A 15,401-nucleotide genomic window follows, 5' to 3' on the forward strand; every position below is an offset into this window, starting at 1 on the left:
GGCCTGCCCAAGCCGGTGCTCGGCGGTGCGGCCGCGGGGGGGGGGGGGGGCGCCCGCCCGGTGGGGGGGCCCCCCCCCCCCCCGCCCCCCCCCCCCCCCCCCGCGCCCCCCCCCCCCCCCCCCCCCCGGGGCGCCCCCCCCCGCCGCCACGGCGTTCTCGGGGCCGGCGCGCCCAACTGCCCGGCCCAGCCGCCTCGTTCCTCCTGTTCAGCGGGGCCAATCCCCGTCCCCCGGAGCGGTGCGGAAGTCCGCTCAGCGGCGCAGGCGCGACTTCGACCGGGACCGGGGCGTCGGTTCGGTCGGCAGGCCCGCGGTGCGCAGCGCCGCCAGCACGCTGCGGGCCCGGCTCTCCTCCAGGCCGTTGGCGGCGAGCAGCATCGCGTCGTACAGCTCCGCCGCATCCCGGACCTCGGCCGCGAACTGGCCGACATCGCTCGCCGAACGCATCCGCACCAGCTCGCCGACCAGCTCGGTCGCCGATTCCCCGTCCAGCGCCGCGGCGATCGCGGCGACTTCCCCGGTCGGTCGGCCGGCCGCCTGGCGCAGCAGGTGACGGGCGTCGTCGGAGCGCCCCGCCGCCCGCAACTGCCTGCTCAGTTCGGAGAGTTCAGCGGCGGGTGCGGAGGCCCGCTCCCACAGCAGGGTCTGCGCGTCGGCGGACTGCCCGGACTGCGCCAGCGCCGCGAGCAGCGCGGGGAGGACCTGTGCGCTCACCGACCACAGGGCGTGGAACAGGTCGGCGGCCTCGTCCACCAACCCCTCGCGGCGCAGCTCGGCCAGCGCGGCAGCCGCGTGCTCCGGGGCACCGCCGGCCACCGACCTGGCCAGGTACGTGGAGGAGCCGGTCGGTCCTTCGGCGCGCAGCAAGGTGGCCAGTGCGGCCAGGTCGACCGGAGTGACCATCAGCGCTGCCTGGCCCACGAGGGCTGCGGACTCGTGCACCGCACCCTGCCGGTGCAGGTCGGCGATCCGCTGGACGAGGGCGATCAGCTCCGCGCCCGTCCGGGGCCGGGGCCCGGACGCGGGGCGGCCGGGGGTCGCGGGCCCGCCGTCGGTGCTGCTCCCGCTGGTGCTGCTCCCGCTGTTGTCGTTTCTGGTCCTGTTGTCGGCGAACCCGGTGCGGGGAGTGCGTGTGCTGGCCCAGGAGGCGCCGACGGATTCTGCCGACCCGGTGTCCGAGCCGCCGCCCCGGGCGGTCGCGTCGTGCTGCCCGCTGTCGGTACGGGGCGGGGAGAGGGGGAAGGTCGTGTGGTCGTTGCTCTGCTGGGACGGCCGGGATGGGCGGCTGATCCCGAACCGGGCGCCGCGCAGCTGCGGGGCTTCGGTGGCCGGAGAAACGAACGGGGAACCGGCGTCGACCGTGCCGACCGGTCCGTCGGGTGCGGTGCCCCGGTCGTGGACGGGGGCGGGGCGGTGTCCTCCGCCGAAGCGCGCCCCGGTCGGGAACTGGCGCTGCGGAGGCACCAGGGAAGCGGCCGGTCCGGTCGGCTCGGCCGAGCGGCGGTGGGCCCGGGGTTCTTCGGCGAGGCCCCGGGGCGTGTCCTGCGGGGCGGAGGAGGAGCCGTTGGCCAGTCGGCCCGCCAACTGCCGGTCCTCGGCGGCCAGGAGGCGGTCGCTCAGCTCCAGACAGCGGGCGCCGAGCCCTTCGCGGAGGTGCTGCACCTGGGCGAGTTGCCGCAGCAGCTCGGGGTCGGGCTGCCTGGGCGGGCGGCCGTACGCGGGTGCGTGGTCGGGTTCGTAGCCGCCCCGGACGGCTTCGGCGAGTCTGCGCTCGCGCTGTGCGGCGAACTGCCGTGCCCTCAGGAGTTCGTCCAACTCCGCTCTGAGCGTTTGGACATCGGCCGAGTCCGGCCCTGGATTGTGTACGGTCATCGCGCCCCGCCCCGACCTCTCCATGGAGGCCACCCGACCGGCCTCCGAACACAACAACTGGTGGTCATCCTGGCGCTGTCATACGGCAGCCACGTTACGGGAGCAAGTCTTAACCTTTTCGAGATGGGGGTGCGAGTGGCCGGTGTGGTGCGGGAGTCCTGCGGACTCGGGAATTTCGGCCAAATCCCGTTTGGCGCACCTTACTTGTGTGATAACAGGGGCAACTGCTGTGCCAGTAGCGGCCGTCAGGGGTGAGGTCAGCCCGCCAGCCGGGACCGAGCCTCCATCAAGGCGAAACCGAGCAGGTTCGCACCCTGCCACTGGGCCGGGGAGTTCGCCCGCTCGTCGTCGGCTGCGAGCCCGATGCCCCAGATCCGGTCGAGCGGGCTGGCTTCCACCAGGACGCGCCCGCCGGTGCCGAGCAGGTACGCACGGAGCCGTTCGTCCTGCCCGAACTTCGCGGTGCTGCCGACCACCACCAGTTCGAAGCGGTGCGCCGCCCACCGCTCCTCGTCGAACCCCGCGACCAGTCGGCCCAGGTTCTTCGCCTCCGCGGGCGTCCGCGCCTGGAGGATCCTCGGGACGGCCTCCTCGTCCCCGAACAGCCGGGCCTTCCCGGCCATCATCCAGTGTTCGGCGGTGCGGTACTCGACCCCGTCGACGGTGAACGGGGAGGGCCACCACTGACTGAGCGCACCTGGCCCGATCTGCCCGTCCCGCTGCGGCCGGTGCCCCCAGAAGTGCAGGTACTTCGGGCGGGCCCCGGACGCGACCGCGGCCGTCAGTTGCTCGCGGGTGCGCGCCTCCAGCGGAGGGAGGACCGGGTTCGTCGTCATGGCGTCATCATCGCACCGGCCCCGACCAGCGGCTTTCCATTTTCTGCGCGGCCACCTGCCGCCGGGCCCGCCCGCGTTGGGGCGCCGCCCCCGCACGAGGGCACCCTCGTCCCGGCCCTACTGCCCGACTCGTGCCAGGCCCCGTCCGCACCCGGGGATTCGCGGCAGTGCCCGCCGACCCGCCCGCACCGGCGAGCGCGGCCCCGGTGGCGGGGCCGATGGCCGGATCACGGGCGTCGGCCGGCGGGGACGATCGCACTGTGCAGAAGTCAAGGAACAGGAGGAGCGGGAGGAGGGACGCGATCAGGTCGGTGACGGTGCTCTCTGCCGGAGCATCGATGGGGTGGTGCGACTCCTCTCAGCCCGGGGGCGGGCGGGCAGGTCGGGGGGCGAGCGGGTCAGCTGGGTCGGGTGCCAGGAGGGGCGGCCGGGCCCTGCGGTCGGCGGACCGTTCTCCTCGGGCGCTCAGCTCCCGGCCGGAGAACGGCGGCGTGAACCGGCCCGACTCCTGCCGGGCTGTCGCGAGCGCACCTCCCCGAAGCGGTTCTGCCGCTTCGGGCCGGGCCGCCTCCGCACCCCGGGGTCGCGTCGGGAGGTGGCGGCCGTTCTCGCTCCGGCGGACGTCACCGGGTCCGGACGGCCCGGTCGGGGTAGGGGTGCCCGGGCTCTGCACCGGACCCGCGGTCCGACGGCCCGCACCTCGTCGGGTGTTCGCACGAGACGGTCACATCCGCCATCCCTCGGGGCCGCCGAGGACCCGGGACCGGGCCGGAGCACTTCGGTGCCGGCCGGGCGATCCGGCCCGACCCCGGCCGCGGTGACCGGCGGCCGGTTCGACATCCCGGCGTACGACCGGCTCGCCCAGGGCCCGGGCACGACTCCCGGAGCGGACCACTCCGTCAGGTGAACCCTCTGCACTGACACTCCTTCCGTGAGGAATCCGATGGACCGGCCGCCCACCGGAACCGGGGGAGCGGCACGTTCCCGGAGCGGCCGGAACCGACGCCACCGACCAGCCGCCGGCTCCTGACCGCGGCCGTCCGCCGTGGACGCCACCGACCAGCACACGGCGGCCAGCGGCAGCTCCGCGCACACCGCCATCAACAGGGCGACCAGCACCTCGGACCGGCCGGTCGCCGTCGCCACGTCGCACCCGGCGTCCGTCACCAGCAGGACGCCGGCCAGAGCCGCGGGGCCGAACGGCCTCCGCCCCCGCCGCAGTTGCACGGCGACAGCGGACAGGGCCGCCGACTCGACCAGGTCGAGCACTGCCCAGGGCAGCCCGCCGGGAAGCGAGGCGAGCAGCGCCGCCCAGGGCAGCAGGACCACTCCGCAGCCCAGGAACAGCACGTCCGGCCGCAGCCACCGGACCCGAAGACCCGGAACCACCGGACGCCCCGCGCGGACGAGGCCACCCGCACCGGCCCGGGCGGGCACGCGAACGAACCCGCTCATGCCGTGCCCTCCTGCTCCGCACGCCCCGCACAGGTGCAACCGGACACCGGCAACTGGGCCCAGCGGAACTCCCCGGCCGCCGAGGCGAACCAGAACCGGCCCGCCGTCCGCACCGTCGCGGCCGACGCCGCCCGCCGCCGCAGGCCGCCGACGAGGAAGCGCACCGAGGGCAGCTCCCCGCAAGGCGGTAACCGCCCCCAGGCGCACGAGAGCGGCCCCCCGTCCGAACTTCCGGCCGCACCGCGCCGCGCCCCGCGCAGCCCGGTGCCACCGAGCGAGGAATCGACCACGACGTCGAGCAGCTCCCCGTACTCGTAGACCTCCATGGCCGGTCGGCGACCGGCCCGCAGCCGCACCGCCCACGGGCCGACCGCGGCAACCAGCCCCATTTCGTCGGATTCGTGGGCGAGTTCGGAGGCGCTGTCGGAGGAAGCGGAGGCCGCCGCCCGGAGGCGGGAGAGCGGGTCGTGGCCGCAACGCATCAGGTTCGTGTTCGTCATGTCCTCAAGAATCCTTCCGAGCAAGGATCTTGTCGGTAATGCACGGATCCGTGTTTTTGGTGTAGCCAGCTACACCAAAAACACGGAGGCCCGCGCCATGGAAGCCGAGATCGGGCGGCCTCTACGCTGATCCGCATGTCCCAGTCGAAGATCGACATGCCCCCGCGCCGGGCGGTCCGGGTCGCCGCGGTCCGGGTCGCCGCGGTCCGGGCCGCCCTGGCCGCGCGCACGCCGTGGTCCGCGGGCGCTCGACGGGACTCGCTGTTCCTGGCGGCCGGCCTCCCCTTCTGCCTGCCCTGCCTGATCCTCCTCAACGCCCCCGGCAGCACCCTGCTGCTGTGGTTGTTCCTGGCCGTGGTCCTCCTCGACCTGCTGACCACCGCCCAGCGCAGCCGGGTCCGCGCCCTGCGCGGGGTGGAGGTCCCGAGCCGGGTCCCGCCCGGGGCGGCCTGGCGGGTCCGGCTCCGCGCGGGGCTGACGTGGCGCCAGGCACTCCATCACCTGGTGGTCGCCCCGGTGCAGGCCCTCTGCGCCGGGTTGGTGCTCGGCCTCTGGGGGGCCGCGGCCGTCCTGCTCGGCTTCTTCGGCTGGGTCTGGCTGCTGCCGCCCGGCAACCCCCTGCGGTCCAGGCCGGGTTGGGTCGCCGACGGCGCCCTCGCCACCGTCGGCGGGTTGCTCCTGCTGGTCGCCGCGCCCTGGCTCGCCGCCCTGTTCGCCGCCGTCGACGTGTGGACGGTCCGGGCCCTGCTCGGCCCCAACCGGGCGGAGGTCCTGGAGCGCCGGGTCGAGCACCTGGCCCGCAGCCGGGTGGACGTGGTGGACGCGGCCGACGCCGAACGGCGCCGCATCGAGCGGGACTTGCACGACGGCGCGCAGCAGCGCCTGGTCTCGCTCGCGATGAACCTGGGGCTCGCCCGGCGCACCCTCAAGCACCTCCCGGCCGAAGCCATGGAGGTCATCGTCGCCGCGCACGAGGAGGCGCAGGCCGCCGTCAGGGAGCTCCACGACCTGGTCCGCGGCCTGCACCCGGCGGTGCTGGAGGACCGCGGACTGGACGCGGCGCTCTCCGGCATCGCCGCCCGCAGCCCCGTCCCCGTGCACCTCGTGGTCGACCTCCCGGGCCGGATAGCCCCCACCGTGGAGGCGGTCGCCTACTTCACGGTCTCCGAAGCCCTGGCCAACGCCGCCAAGCACTCCCGGGCCTCCCGGATCGACCTCGTCCTGCGCCGGGCCGCCGACCGGCTGCACATCACCATCACCGACGACGGCGTCGGCGGGGCGGACGCCGCCCGCGGCAGCGGCCTCACCGGCCTGCGCAAGCGCGCCGCCTCGGTCGACGGGTCGTTCGCCATCACCAGCCCCCGCGGGGGTCCGACCACCATCACCATGGAGTTGCCATGCGAGCTGTGATCGCCGAGGACTCGGTCCTCCTGAGGATCGGCATCGTCAAGGTGCTGGAGAGCGAGGGCTACGAGGTCGCCGCCGCCGTGGGTGACGCCGAGGCGCTGCTCGCCGCGGTCGAGGAGCACCGCCCGCAGATCGTCGTCGCGGACGTCCGGATGCCCCCGGGGTTCGCCGACGAGGGGGTCCGGGCCGCGTTGATGATCCGGCGGCAGTGGCCCGGCACCGCCGTCGTCCTGCTCTCCCAGTTCGTCGAGGAGCGTTATGCGGCGGACTTGCTGGCCAAGAACACCAGTGGCGTCGGTTACCTGCTCAAACAGCGGGTCGCCAACGTGGACGAGTTCGTGGAGGCGCTGCAGCGGGTCGCCCAGGGCGGCACCGCCCTCGACCCGGAGGTGGTCGCCCAGTTGCTGCTGCGCCGCGACAGCGATCCGCTGCACCGGCTGACACCCCGCGAGCGGGACGTACTGGCGCTGATGGCCGAGGGGCGTTCGAACACCGCGATCGCCGAGTCCCTGGTGGTCAGCGACAGCGCCGTCTCCAAGCACATCAACTCCATCCTCACCAAGCTCGACCTGCCGCCCGCGGAGGACACCCACCGCAGGGTGCTCGCGGTACTGCGCTTCCTGGAGGTCAGCCAATGACCCGGGCCGCCCCGCCGGAGCAGCGGCCCGCCCCCGAGCCGGGGCGGCTCGTCCGCTGGCTGCCGGTCCCGGGGCCGGTCGGCCCGCCCGCCGCGCCGGGCCCGGGTGAGCGCCGGGCCTGGCGGATCATCGGTGCGCTGGCCCTGGCCTGCGCCGTCCTGGTGGGCGCCGCCGTCACGGGGGCGCTCCTCGTCCGGCAGGAGACCGCCCAGGAGCGGACGTACTTCGAGCCGGTCGGGCAGCTCGACATCGACACCGGTGCGGCCCGGGTCGTCGTCCGCTCCGGGGGCACCGACCGGGTGGTGGTGTCCGAACGGATCGGCTGGGCGCTGTGGAAGCCCGCCGTCGCCGAGCGGATCGACGCGGGCACGATGTCGCTCTCCGTCCACTGCCCGGAGGCCCGGATCCCCCAGGGCTGTTCGGTGTCACTGGAGATACAGGTGCCGCCGACGACCACCGTCCACGCCCGCAGCGGCTCCGGGCAGACGGAGATCGTGGGCCTGTCCGGCAGCGTCTCGGCGGAGACCGGCAGCGGCCAGATCCAACTGTCCGAGGTCAGCGGGCCGATCTGGGCGCGGAGCGGCTCCGGCCAGATCATCGGGACGGGGCTGAGCGCGTCCAGGGCCCAGCTGTCCTCCTCCTCCGGAGACGTCACCCTGCAGTACGACCGCCCGCCGGACGAGGTCAGCACCCGCCTCGCCTCAGGGAACCTCGTCCTGCAACTGCCCGACGACCGCAACCGGTACCGGATAGACCTCAGCCTCGGCGGCGGCAGCCAGGCGGTCGACCAGTCCCTGCAGGACGTCGACTCGCCACGGCTGCTCGACGTCACCGCCGCCTCCGGCACCGTCACCATCGGCCGAACGGGAGCGCCCTGACCGCCCGGGCGGGTCCGTCCGGCGGGTGGGAGAGAATGGAGAGTCCGGAAGCCCGCCGTTGGGGCCCTACCCGTATGAGGATCCGCCGCGCATGACCACCACGCCCGACACCGCCCAGGCCGTTCCCGCAGCACCCGGCACGCCGGAGTTCGCCCCGTTGAACATCGGGCCGATGCAGGTCTGGCCGCCGGTGGTGCTGGCACCGATGGCCGGCATCACCAACGCGCCCTTCCGCACCCTGTGCCGGGAGCAGAGCGGCGGCCGGGGCCTGTACGTCTCCGAGATGATCACCACCCGCGCCCTGGTCGAGCGCAACGCCAAGACCATGCAGCTGATCAAGTTCGACCCGAGCGAGAAGCCGCGTTCGATCCAGCTGTACGGGGTGGACCCGGAGACCGTCGGCAAGGCGGCGCGGATGATCTCCGCGGAGGGCCTGGCCGACCACATCGACCTCAACTTCGGCTGCCCCGTCCCCAAGGTGACCCGCAAGGGCGGCGGCTCCGCGCTGCCGTACAAGCGCAACCTGCTGCGCGACATCCTGCGCCAGGCGGTCGCCAACGCGGGCGACCTGCCCGTCACCATGAAGATGCGCAAGGGCATCGACGACGACCACCTCACCTACCTCGACGCGGGCCGGATCGGCGCGGAGGAGGGCGTCTCCGCGATCGCCCTGCACGGTCGCACCGCGGCGCAGCACTACGGCGGCACCGCGGACTGGACGGCCATCGCCCGGCTGCGCGAGTCCGTCCCGGCCGGCATCCCGGTGCTCGGCAACGGAGACATCTGGTCCGCCGACGACGCGGTGCGGATGATGCGCGAGACCGGCTGCGACGGCGTGGTGGTCGGCCGCGGCTGCCTGGGCCGCCCCTGGCTCTTCAAGGACCTGGTGTCGATCTTCGAGGGGGACGTCGACTACGCCCGCCCCACCTTCGCGTACGTGGCCCGCGCCATGGTGCGGCACGCCCAACTGCTGGGGGAGTGGCTCGGTGACGAGACCCGTGGCGTCATCGACTTCCGCAAGCACGTCGCCTGGTACACCAAGGGCTTCTCGGTCGGGTCCGAGCTGCGGGTGAAGCTCGCCAACTCCAGCTCGCTGACCGAGCTCGCGGAGACGCTGGCCCTGGTCGACCAGGAGCAGAGCTGGCCGATCGGCGCCGACGGCCCCCGCGGCCGGACCAGCGGCAACAACCGGGTGGTCCTGCCCGAAGGCTGGTTGGACGATCCGTACGAGTGCGCCAGGCTTGCTGAAGACGCCGAATCGGACACTTCGGGTGGATGATCTGTACGTGGTGGCCGGTTCGGTGTGAATCCGCGCCTGGCCGCCGCGTCCCACCCTGATTGTCCAAGATGGACAGCAGGGCTCCTCCAAGGCTAATTCGAGCAACGAAGAGCGACGGGATCATCAACGGAAAGCGACGCTCGGCGTAGGGCGCCTCGGCCCGGCGGTTGAGATGCGCTCGTGACGCTGGCCACATATCGTGGCGAGTGACGGTCAGTCAGTGGACTTCGCCAAGGTGTACAAGTCGGGATCGCTTCCCGAACGGGTCTTCCGGCGGATCGCCGCGGCTGGCTGCAGGAAATCAAGCCGGGGAAGTGTGGCGGAGCGAATGTCGTCACTATGTGTCCGGTTCGTGTGAGCTGTACGTGGCGATTCCTTCACTTCTTGAACTTTCGCAAGCGTCATCCGGACGATTTCAGCAACGCAGGCAAACGCCCGCTCGGGCATTAGATCTGCTGGCCAATGGCCCGCCCGGCAGCTTGTACGAGCTATTCGCGCCCCTAGAAGGCCTTCGAAATGGGTATGTTCTCCGGCGTCAGGGCAACCGTGTGCGAGGAGAACGACCCGTGGCGGCGCAGCAGAAGTTTGTTTACTCCTTCACCGAAGGAAACAAGGACCTGAAGGATCTTCTCGGCGGGAAGGGTGCGAACCTCGCCGAGATGACCAACCTGGGTCTCCCCGTCCCTCCGGGGTTCACCATCACCACCGACGCCTGCAAGGTCTTCCTGGAGACCGGTAGCGAGCCGGGATCGCTGAACGAGGAGATCACCGGCCACCTGGTCGCCCTGGAGCAGCAGATGGGCAAGCGGCTCGGCCAGGCCGACAACCCGCTGCTGGTCTCGGTGCGTTCGGGCGCCAAGTTCTCGATGCCCGGCATGATGGACACCGTCCTGAACATCGGCCTCTCCGACGCCTCGGTGGCCGGGCTCGCCGCCCAGTCCGGCAACGAGCGCTTCGCCTGGGACTCGTACCGCCGCCTGGTCCAGATGTTCGGCAAGACCGTGCTGGGCGTCGACGGCGAGCTGTTCGAGGAGGCGCTGGACGAGGCCAAGCACGCCAAGGGCACCACCAACGACCTGGACCTCACCGCCGCGGACCTGGAGTCGCTGGTCGCCACCTTCAAGGCGATCGTGCTCCGGGAGACCGGCCGGGAGTTCCCGCAGGACCCGCGCGAGCAGCTCGACCTGGCGATCCACGCGGTCTTCCACTCCTGGAACGGCGACCGGGCCCGCCTGTACCGCCGGCAGGAGCGCATCCCGAACGACCTGGGCACCGCCGTCAACGTCTGCACCATGGTCTTCGGCAACCTCGGCGAGGACTCGGGCACCGGTGTCGCCTTCACCCGCGACCCCTCCACCGGCACCCAGGGCGTCTACGGCGACTACCTGCAGAACGCCCAGGGCGAGGACGTGGTGGCGGGCATCCGCAACACCCTGCCGCTGGCCGACCTGGAGCAGCTCGACAAGAAGTCGTACGACGAGCTGATGACCATCATGCACACCCTGGAGAACCACTACCGGGACCTGTGCGACATCGAGTTCACCATCGAGCGCGGCAAGCTCTGGATGCTGCAGACCCGGGTCGGCAAGCGCACCGCCGCCGCCGCCTTCCGGATCGCCGTCCAGCTGGTCGACCAGGGCCTGATCGACCTGGACGAGGCGCTGCACCGGGTCACCGGCGGCCAGCTCGCCCAGCTGATGTTCCCGCGCTTCGCACCCACCTCCGAGACCAAGCCGGTCGCGTACGGCATCGCCGCCTCGCCCGGCGCGGCGGTCGGCAAGGTGGTCTTCGACTCGTACACCGCGGTGAAGTGGTCGCGTTCCGGCGAGCAGGTCATCCTGGTCCGCCGCGAGACCAACCCGGACGACCTCGAAGGCATGATCGCCGCCGAGGGCATCCTCACCTCGCGCGGCGGCAAGACCTCGCACGCGGCCGTGGTCGCCCGCGGCATGGGCAAGACCTGCGTCTGCGGTGCCGAGGAGCTGGAGGTCGACACCAAGAACCGCAAGTTCACCACCGCCGACGGCCAGGTCGTCCACGAGGGCGACGTGGTCTCCATCGACGGCGCCAACGGCAAGGTGTACCTGGGCGAGGTCCCGGTGCTGCCGTCCCCGGTGGTCGAGTACTTCGAGGGCACCATCCACGCCGGCGCCGACGTCCAGGGCGGGCTGGTCCAGGCCGTGCACCGGCTGATGTCGCACGCCGACGGCCGCCGCCGCCTCGCGGTGCGCGCCAACGCCGACAACGCCGAGGACGCGAACCGCGCCCGCCGCTACGGCGCCCAGGGCATCGGCCTGTGCCGCACCGAGCACATGTTCCTCGGCGAGGAGCGCCGCAAGGAGGTCGAGCACCTGATCCTGGCGGACAACGACAAGGACCGCGAGACCGCGCTCTCCAGCCTGCTGCCGTTGCAGAAGGGCGACTTCCTGGAGCTGTTCCAGTCGATGGACGGCCTCCCGGTGACGGTCCGGCTGCTCGACCCGCCGCTGCACGAGTTCCTGCCGGACATCACCGAACTGTCGGTGCGCGTCGCCCTCGCCGAGGCCCGCAAGGACCCGAACGAGAACGACCTGCGCCTGCTCCAGGCCGTGCACCGGCTGCACGAGGCCAACCCGATGCTCGGCCTGCGCGGCGTCCGCCTCGGCCTGGTCATCCCCGGCCTCTTCGGCATGCAGGTGCGGGCGATCGCCGAGGCCGCGGCCGAGCGCAAGCTGGCCGGCGGCGACCCGCGCCCCGAGGTGATGATCCCGCTGGTCGGCACCGTCCAGGAGCTGGAACTGGTCCGCGACGAGTGCGAGCGGGTGCTCGCCGAGGTCGCCGCGTCCACCGGCGTCACGCTGGACATCAAGCTCGGCACCATGATCGAGCTGCCGCGCGCCGCCGTGACCGCCGGTCAGATCGCCGAGGCCGCCGACTTCTTCTCCTTCGGCACCAACGACCTGACCCAGACGGTGTGGGGCTTCTCCCGGGACGACGTCGAGGCCTCCTTCTTCACCGCCTACCTGGAGAAGGGCATCTTCGGGGTCAGCCCGTTCGAGACCATCGACCGCGAGGGCGTCGGCGCCCTGGTCAAGAACGCCGCGCAGGCCGGCCGGGCCACCCGTCCCGACCTCAAGCTCGGCGTCTGCGGCGAGCACGGCGGCGACCCCGACTCGGTGCACTTCTTCCACGAGGTGGGGCTGGACTACGTGTCATGCTCTCCCTTCCGGATTCCGGTGGCGCGCCTGGAGGCAGGCCGCGCCGCCATCGAGACGGCGGGAAGCGACTCGCGCTGACACGAAGCAGCGCGGTTCACTGACCGCACCCCTCCGGAAGGGGAGGGGCGTACGGCGGAGCTCGGCGCAGGAGAGCCGCCGTACGGAGCAGCCGGGGCGGGAACGGACAACGGCGTCCGGTCCCGCCCCGGCGGCGTTCCCCGGGCCGGGCGTCCCACCCGTCCGACCGCGCGTTCCGCCTGCGCCGTCCCGGCGGGCCGGTGCGGCAGGCTTGGGGCATGAACAGCAGAAACCGCCTGATCGGCCTCGTCGCCGTGGTCCTGATCGGCATCGTCGCCGGGATCGCCGCCCTGCTGAACGGCGGGAACGGCGGGAGCGGTCCGGACGGTGCGAGCGCCGCGAAGTCCCCGTCCGCCGCGTCCGCCGGGTCCGCCGCCGCGACCCGGGGCGGAACCGCGGGCGCGCCCAAGCCCTCGGCCCCGGCCAAGTCGCCCACCGCCCGGGCCACCTGGGTGCCCACCGATCCGGCGCTGGCCGACGTCTGCCGCAGCGAGCTGCCCGCCCAAGCCCTCGACACGCTGGGCCTGATCGCCCGGGGCGGCCCCTACCCGTACCGCTCGGACGGCATCGTCTTCGAGAACCGGGAGGGTCGGCTGCCCCGCCGGGGGAGCGGCTACTACCACGAGTTCACGGTGGTCACGCCCGGGTCGGGCGACCGCGGGACCAGGCGGATCGTCACCGGCGGCACCGGCGAGCAGTACTGGACGGCCGACCACTACGCCACCTTCCAAGAGGTGGATCCGCGCTGCTGAGGAGGCCGCTGACGGGCCGTCGGAAAATTGCTTTCCCAGTTGGAAAGTATGTGACAGAGTGGCAGCACTTGATCCGGCAGCAGGCCGGATTCGACGGCACGTCCGCTCGGGGGATCCGATGGTTGACGACAGGCAGCACGCGCACGAGCAGTCCGAGGAGCTCACGCCCGCACAGGCGTTGGAGCTCGCCGAGCGCGCCCGAGCAGCAGCCAGGCGGCCCGTGCCGATGCCCTGGTGGTACGGCCCCGGGGTGGGCGCCGCCCTCGCGGTCTACTGCGCGGCGATCGGGCAGAGCTTCCAGCGGCAGGCGCAGTGGCTGATACCGCTGTGCGCGGCCGCTCTCGCGGCGGTGCTGGCGGCCATAGTGCGGGTGGCCATGCGTTCCAGCGGGGTCGCCGCGCAGTTCGAGAAGACCAAGGTCCCGCCGAACGTCCTGCGGGCGCTCGGTCTGACCGTCCTGCTGGCGGCGCTGGCCTGGCTCGGCACCTGGTCGGCCACCGGCGAGCAGGGATGGGCCATGGCGGCCGCGGGCGTGGTCGGCGGCCTGGCCGTGTGGGGCGTCATCACCCTGGCCAATCGAGACGTCGAGGAGCAGAGCATGAGCAGCGAGCGGTGAACGGACTCGACCCGATACTCCACCAGCCCACCAGGCTCACCGTCCTGGCCTTCCTCAGCGGGTGCCAGGAAGCCGAGTTCTCCGTCGTCCGCGACTACTGCCAGGTCTCGGACTCGGTGCTCAGCAAGACCGCTTCGGGCCTGGAGGCGGCCGGCTACCTGCGGGCCCGCAAGGGCTACGTCGGGAAGCGGCCCCGCACCTGGCTCTCCGCGACCCAGCAGGGCCGCACCGCCCTGTCGGAGCACCTCGCGGCGCTCCAGCACCTGGCCGCCGCCGCGGAGGCGGCCGGGTCCGTCTCCGGTTCCGGAACCGGAGACGGAGGCGGAGGCGGTACGGAAGGGGTCGACGGCTGAGCCGGGGCGGAGCGCGGGCCAGGCCTGGCGGAGTGTCAGCAGGATCACACCCAGGAGCGGAGGTGGGCCGAACACCGTGCTGTCCGTGCTCCTTGACAACTCGACAGAGCGCAGAGAACCCCGAGAACTCCCTGGGAGATCCCGGGGAGGAACGGGACGGGGCGGGCGCCCGACGCCGACGGCGTCACGCACCCGCCCCGGACCGGGGGGACCGCTTCAGGCGGCCGGCACCAGGGAGTCGCCGATCATCGGATCGGCGACCAGGGAGCTGCCGTGTCTAAGGCACTCCTGGTTGAGCGGCGCCGGGTCCGGCGCGCTGGGCGAGGTCGCGGCGGCGATCCGCAGCTCGATGATGTCCCGGACGGCGGGCCACTCCTCGTCCAGGATCGAGTAGAACGCGGTGGACCGGACCACCCCGTCCAGGCCGCGGGAGTGCGCCCGGCGGACCCCCTCGGAGGTGGCCCCCAGCCGCTCGATGGCGATCCGGGAGCGGGTGTTGCGGGCGTCGGCCCGCAGCGAGATCCGCTGCACCCGCCACACCTCGAAGGCGTGCCGCAGCATCAGCAGTTTCGCCTCCGTGTTGATGCCGGTGCCCTGCGCCCGCGGGGACAGCCAGGTGTTGCCGATCTCCGCGGCGTCCGGCACCGCCTCCAGCGGGTCGCCGTGCGGCACGCCCGGTGCGGGCGGCCAGACCAGCGGGCCCTGCCAGTAGTCCAGTTCCAGGAACCGGGTCGAGCCGACGACCCGGTTGTCGGCCGTGCTCACGGTGGCGAACGGCATCGACCGGCCCGCCGCCCGATCGGCGAGGGCGCGGGCGATGTACTCCCGGGCGGCTTCCAGGCCGTGCGGAACGGGGGTGAAGGCGTAGGTCGTACGGTCCTCGGAACCGGCCACGGCCAAGGCGGCGGCGTGGTGCTCGGCGAGGGGCTCCAGCCGCACGGTGCGGCCGTAGAGGGTGACGGGTACGGGCACGGATCCTTCGGTCCTTCGGCGGTCGTCGGGTGCCCGCGTGCCGGGTTCGCGGCGCGAGGGCAGTGGTCGTGTCGCCCCGGCCCCGGAGAACGGCCGCCCGGGGGCGCTACGCCAGAGGCTCGGGCGTGCGGCGGGACGGCAGCCCGGAGGCGGGCAGCGCGGTGCCGGTACGGACACGGGTCGACGGACCGATCCGGCGGGATGAGCGACGGGACAGTGTGCGTCCGCGAGATGGCCGAGAGAGAAACGAGATCACGAAGCGAAGCAGGCGGCCAAGTGAAGGCAAGGTGCGCATGGGATGACTGGCAGCGCAACGGACCGGGGCGTGGCCCACGACGTGACAGACGGCGTGGCGCGACGACGCGACGATGCGAGGCAGCGAGAGGACGATACCCGCCAGAAGGCGGTGCGTCACTTCGCGGCGCGCCAGCGGGGGCGCACGGGTCCTTTCGGCACGCCGGGACGCTCCGGCATCCTACCGGTCGACCCGGGCGCCACGTCCGCGACCAGGCACTTTGCCCGAAGGTGAGAGGATTCGAGAGACGGCGTGAAGACTCGTGCGGGGACG

General features: G+C 72.9%; 12 protein-coding genes. 8 read left to right on the plus strand and 4 right to left on the minus strand.

The window, feature by feature from the left end; genetic code table 11:
* Positions 1–252 precede the first annotated feature (252 nt).
* From ACFY00_RS00005 to ACFY00_RS00015, 3 genes are all read right to left on the minus strand, one after another.
* A complete protein-coding gene (locus tag ACFY00_RS00005) occupies positions 253–1,815 on the minus strand; it encodes a hypothetical protein (protein ID WP_388025471.1) in 1,563 nt (520 codons plus the stop codon).
* Between the two features lie 314 nt (positions 1,816–2,129).
* Complete coding sequence (locus tag ACFY00_RS00010) at positions 2,130–2,708, minus strand: NADAR family protein (RefSeq protein WP_388025473.1); 579 nt, start codon at positions 2,706–2,708, stop codon at positions 2,130–2,132.
* Between the two features lie 1,451 nt (positions 2,709–4,159).
* Positions 4,160–4,663, minus strand: coding sequence for a hypothetical protein (locus ACFY00_RS00015; RefSeq protein ID WP_388025475.1), 504 nt, complete (start codon positions 4,661–4,663; stop codon positions 4,160–4,162).
* Between the two features lie 135 nt (positions 4,664–4,798).
* Between ACFY00_RS00015 and ACFY00_RS00020 the strand changes: the two genes are divergently transcribed.
* The 8 genes from ACFY00_RS00020 (at position 4,799) to ACFY00_RS00055 (ending at position 13,861) form a co-directional block, all read left to right on the plus strand.
* Positions 4,799–6,073 carry a histidine kinase gene (locus tag ACFY00_RS00020; RefSeq protein ID WP_388025477.1) on the plus strand — a complete coding sequence of 425 codons (1,275 nt, stop codon included), beginning with the start codon at positions 4,799–4,801 and terminating at the stop codon, positions 6,071–6,073.
* Positions 6,061–6,708: a response regulator transcription factor gene (locus ACFY00_RS00025; protein ID WP_285737996.1), complete on the plus strand. Its 648-nt coding sequence runs from the start codon at positions 6,061–6,063 to the stop codon at positions 6,706–6,708. Before ACFY00_RS00020 ends, ACFY00_RS00025 begins: the two co-directional genes overlap by 13 nt.
* Complete coding sequence (locus ACFY00_RS00030; protein WP_388025479.1) at positions 6,705–7,586, plus strand: DUF4097 family beta strand repeat-containing protein; 882 nt, start codon at positions 6,705–6,707, stop codon at positions 7,584–7,586. Before ACFY00_RS00025 ends, ACFY00_RS00030 begins: the two co-directional genes overlap by 4 nt.
* A gap of 91 nt (positions 7,587–7,677) precedes the next feature.
* Positions 7,678–8,865 carry a tRNA dihydrouridine synthase DusB gene (gene dusB / locus ACFY00_RS00035; protein ID WP_388025481.1) on the plus strand — a complete coding sequence of 396 codons (1,188 nt, stop codon included), beginning with the start codon at positions 7,678–7,680 and terminating at the stop codon, positions 8,863–8,865.
* Positions 8,866–9,431: 566 nt separating this feature from the next.
* Positions 9,432–12,140 carry a pyruvate, phosphate dikinase gene (ppdK, locus tag ACFY00_RS00040; protein ID WP_388025484.1) on the plus strand — a complete coding sequence of 903 codons (2,709 nt, stop codon included), beginning with the start codon at positions 9,432–9,434 and terminating at the stop codon, positions 12,138–12,140.
* A gap of 218 nt (positions 12,141–12,358) precedes the next feature.
* Complete coding sequence (locus tag ACFY00_RS00045; RefSeq protein WP_388025487.1) at positions 12,359–12,892, plus strand: ribonuclease; 534 nt, start codon at positions 12,359–12,361, stop codon at positions 12,890–12,892.
* 118 nt (positions 12,893–13,010) lie between these two features.
* Positions 13,011–13,508 carry a hypothetical protein gene (locus ACFY00_RS00050; protein WP_388025489.1) on the plus strand — a complete coding sequence of 166 codons (498 nt, stop codon included), beginning with the start codon at positions 13,011–13,013 and terminating at the stop codon, positions 13,506–13,508.
* Entirely contained in the window at positions 13,505–13,861 is a 357-nt protein-coding gene (locus ACFY00_RS00055) for a transcriptional regulator (RefSeq protein WP_388025491.1), read from the plus strand. Before ACFY00_RS00050 ends, ACFY00_RS00055 begins: the two co-directional genes overlap by 4 nt.
* Before the next feature lie 216 nt (positions 13,862–14,077).
* Here ACFY00_RS00055 and ACFY00_RS00060 read toward each other — a convergent pair whose 3' ends face one another.
* Positions 14,078–14,833, minus strand: a complete 756-nt coding sequence (locus ACFY00_RS00060) for a GNAT family N-acetyltransferase (RefSeq protein ID WP_388025494.1) — start codon at positions 14,831–14,833, stop codon at positions 14,078–14,080.
* Between the last annotated feature and the right edge of the window lie 568 nt (positions 14,834–15,401).

The organism is Kitasatospora sp. NPDC001540 (assembly GCF_042894345.1).
Lineage (GTDB): Bacteria > Actinomycetota > Actinomycetes > Streptomycetales > Streptomycetaceae > Kitasatospora > Kitasatospora phosalacinea_C.

Excerpts from the sequence above, each read along its gene's own strand:
- ACFY00_RS00010 (WP_388025473.1), bottom strand. The coding sequence starts at position 2,708 with ATGACGACGAACCCGGTCCTCCCTCCGCTGGAGGCGCGCACCCGCGAG.
- ACFY00_RS00015 (WP_388025475.1), bottom strand. The coding sequence starts at position 4,663 with ATGACGAACACGAACCTGATGCGTTGCGGCCACGACCCGCTCTCCCGC.
- ACFY00_RS00020 (WP_388025477.1), top strand. The coding sequence starts at position 4,799 with ATGTCCCAGTCGAAGATCGACATGCCCCCGCGCCGGGCGGTCCGGGTC.
- ACFY00_RS00025 (WP_285737996.1), top strand. The coding sequence starts at position 6,061 with ATGCGAGCTGTGATCGCCGAGGACTCGGTCCTCCTGAGGATCGGCATC.
- ACFY00_RS00030 (WP_388025479.1), top strand. The coding sequence starts at position 6,705 with ATGACCCGGGCCGCCCCGCCGGAGCAGCGGCCCGCCCCCGAGCCGGGG.
- dusB (WP_388025481.1), top strand. The coding sequence starts at position 7,678 with ATGACCACCACGCCCGACACCGCCCAGGCCGTTCCCGCAGCACCCGGC.
- ACFY00_RS00045 (WP_388025487.1), top strand. The coding sequence starts at position 12,359 with ATGAACAGCAGAAACCGCCTGATCGGCCTCGTCGCCGTGGTCCTGATC.
- ACFY00_RS00050 (WP_388025489.1), top strand. The coding sequence starts at position 13,011 with ATGGTTGACGACAGGCAGCACGCGCACGAGCAGTCCGAGGAGCTCACG.